The sequence below is a fragment of the Hyella patelloides LEGE 07179 genome (genome assembly GCF_900659865.1).
In the GTDB taxonomy this organism is placed as follows: domain Bacteria; phylum Cyanobacteriota; class Cyanobacteriia; order Cyanobacteriales; family Xenococcaceae; genus Hyella; species Hyella patelloides.
In genome coordinates, this window is the sequence record NZ_LR214204.1 from 1 (window position 1) to 3,199 (window position 3,199).

Annotated in this window: 1 protein-coding gene and 3 pseudogenes; all 4 read right to left on the bottom strand. The window is 34.0% G+C overall.

Going from position 1 to position 3,199, the window contains the following annotated elements:
- Positions 1-222: 222 nt before the first annotated feature.
- The 4 genes and pseudogenes from H1P_RS32155 to H1P_RS39665 all read right to left on the bottom strand — a co-directional run bounded on the left by H1P_RS32155 (position 223) and on the right by H1P_RS39665 (position 2,932).
- A pseudogene (locus H1P_RS32155) lies at positions 223-1,357 on the bottom strand (ISAs1 family transposase).
- Between the two features lie 207 nt (positions 1,358-1,564).
- Positions 1,565-1,741, bottom strand: a pseudogene (locus H1P_RS32160) (transposase); the annotation flags it as partial.
- Between the two features lie 33 nt (positions 1,742-1,774).
- A pseudogene (locus H1P_RS39660) lies at positions 1,775-2,245 on the bottom strand (transposase).
- A 273-nt stretch (positions 2,246-2,518) separates the two neighbouring features.
- On the bottom strand, positions 2,519-2,932 hold the full coding sequence (locus H1P_RS39665) for a helix-turn-helix domain-containing protein (RefSeq protein ID WP_222427351.1): 414 nt from the start codon (positions 2,930-2,932) through the stop codon (positions 2,519-2,521).
- Positions 2,933-3,199 lie beyond the last annotated feature (267 nt).

A 3,199-nucleotide genomic window follows, 5' to 3' on the forward strand; every position in this document is an offset into this window, starting at 1 on the left:
CAGGGGCAACGCACCTAAATTTCAAAAACCAAGCAGAGAAAGGGTTTAAACAAATTACCAATCTCAAATAAGACTTGATATCTGCATCATTTTTTAGAAAATGGTCAACACGGCTTACTTTTCTATGAATCAAGGAAAAATAAGACATGAGAAAAAAGAAGAGTTATTTTCCTCTTTTTAAAACATTCAATTTAATCGCTCTTTAGTTCAAACCAAGAGTATTTATTGCTTGAGAAGTTTGAGTAAATAATTATTATCCCAGCCTGCACATTTTCGTTGACCTTTAATACTGGCTTTAAAGCTTTTATCTTGCTTGATGATATTGAGAGCTATGTGTCTAATCACTGCTAAGTTTTCGGGAGCATTATCTTTTCTAATCCGAGAATCATCTTCATTAAAACCTACATCTAATACCCAATGTAGTTGATTTTCTATGCAGATGATGTCCTCGAATATATTCAGCTAACTGTTTGGCATCTTGAGATAAACTGGTAATAAAATATCTACTTTCTAGTTTGCTTTTGCCATTCTTAAGTTGACGTGAATATTCAACTCGAACAGCTGAATTAAAATTAGACCATTTCTTGCTTGAATCTACCAATTCTCGAATGTCATTTAAAACATGATATTGTCTTTGTTCAATGCGACCATGAGCTGATTCACATACCGTATATTTACTAGATAAATGTTCATTTTTATGGTCAGACAAAGCTAGGTTAAATAACTCATCTACTCGCTTATATAATCCACTCTGGTTTTTCTTGAGGGTAATTAAATAATCAGCTTTTTGATTGACAATCTGATTGACAATCTTTGTCTGACAGCCTATTGCATCTATAGTTACGATTGCTCCTGATAGTTCTAAAACTTTCAATAATTCAGGAACTGCCGTAATTTCATTTGACTTTTTAGATACCTTTCTTTGCGCTAGAACTAATCTGCTTTCTCTTGCCCATGCGCTTACCATTACGATAGCTTTTTGTTCAGAATTATTGTCATATGAATGACGTAAAGTTTTACCATCTATAGCAATTTGTGACCCTGGTAATAAATTGCTTATCGATTTGACCCAATCTGAAAAACATTTTTCTAGCTCTTGAGGATTTATACGAGCAAATACTCGATTAAAAGTATCATGAGATGGTATCCCATTTGGCAACTTTAAAAAGGATTTTAACCAATCATATTTACAGTGACCGAAATCTTCTAGATCATCCCAGCTTTCGGCTCCGCTTATTACTGCACAGATAGTGATGGTAATAATATCAATTAACTGATGTAGCTTTGTTCTCTCTAATCTGGGGTCTTTTATAGCTGAAAAATGTTCTGAGATTGTGGTTTTAGCTTTTAGTTTCACTACTAAATCTAACCAAAAATACAGGATAATTTTGAGTTATCATACCACCAATTATGAGAGCTTACTCTGTTTTAGATTAATTATTAATTTAAAACAGAGTAAGCAAAGCTTTTTGAGTTTTTGTCATCGAGACGAAACTTTTAGTATTACCCTTATTCTTTACTTGACTTTTTCTGTTTTTTGACTAATTTGTCATAATCGCTCAATTTAAGATGCGTTTGCCCTGGCTAGATAAATAAAAGTCTCAGAGGTCTGAGGCAATCTTTCATAGTCTTTACTTAATCGGCGACACCACTGTAGCCAGCCGAATGTACGTTCAACGACCCAACGTTTAGGAAGAACGCGAAAGCCTTTGTGGCGTACGGTACGTAAAACAGCTTCTAATACTAAATCCGATTCTCATATCCACTTTATACGTCAAAGAGAATTTAACCAATGATAATGAGTTAAATTTCTAATTTCTTCTTTCATTTCTCTAAGAATATTACAACGTTGTACTAAGAGTTCTTCAATTTCATTAATTGTCTCAAAATATTCATTAACCAGAGGTTCATCTACTAATGTCCAGAGTCTTTCTGCTGGTTGTAATTCTGGAGAATAAGGTGGCAAAAATTCGATGGTTATTCCTGAAGGAATTGTTGCTTTTTTACAAGAAATGCCATCCCACATTATCTTCTACTAACAAAATCTTTTTTTTTTAGAAATACCAGCATCTTGAGCAAACTGTTGATAGACAAGATTGAGCCATTTAGTGTTAACTCTAGGAATTAAATACCAGAAAGTTTCTCCTGTTTTTGGTTTCACAAATCCATAAACATAGAGCCATTCATAACTAGGTTTAACAACGGCAATTGGTCTTTTTCCAATTTTTGCCCAAACCTTTCTCAATATTGGTTTTAGCCCTATTCTATGTTCATCAAAAAACCATAAATCTACCTCAGATTCTGGATGTTTTGCCTCTAACTTTTTGACCGCGCAATTTTAGATTTTTGATTGTAGATTGTAGATTAGTCATGCACAGGCTTCTTCTCTTAAAGGCGCGAAGTTAATCTAAAATTTTTCAATTCATAAATCATTAATCACTAATCAAAAATCTAAAATCTTCAAGCTCCTTCTCTTCAGGGAGGAGTAAATCTAAAATCTTCAATCTCCAATCTACAATCAGATGACTTTTAAGGGTAAATTTGCTTTAAATATTTCTTGTTCTAATTTATCGCCTTTTCTATGGTTCGGTCTCGGACTCTGCCATGAGTAATTGAACTTTTTTAGGTAATCCCATCCCCTTTGATTCCAAACTTTTTTGACTCCTGTTTCTTTCTCAATCCAACGAGCTACTTTCGTTCCTGTCCAAATCCCGCCATCTGCTGGTCTTGACTCTAATTCTTGACTTAATTTGTGCAGTTGTTCTTCAGTTAATAGAGGTTTTTTTCCTCCTGATTGTATCGAGTGCTTATTTTTGAGATTTTTGACTCCTTTTTCCCCTAACTTATTGTATTTTTTGAGGATTTCTTGACTATAATTATAATTAATTCCTACAGCGATCGCGCTATGTTTAAGAGTCCATCCTAAAGATATTTTCCAGAGTAGATGCCATCACGAGTGATTCAACAGTGTCTTGACTTTTGAGATACTTTTTCTTTAGTTCTTCAGAACTATAGTGGTTTGCTAAATAGGCTTTTCTCGGCATCAATCTTTCTCATTCCTTGCTCCTTAATTAGGGTTTGCTGAATAAGTCTCAAATGTTTAGCCAAGAAAGGTTACAAGGATTTTGGGCGCCGAAAAAAGTGAGTAGAAAGGGGCGAAAAAGCCTTAAAATTGGTAAAAGACCCTTGCACTTAATAA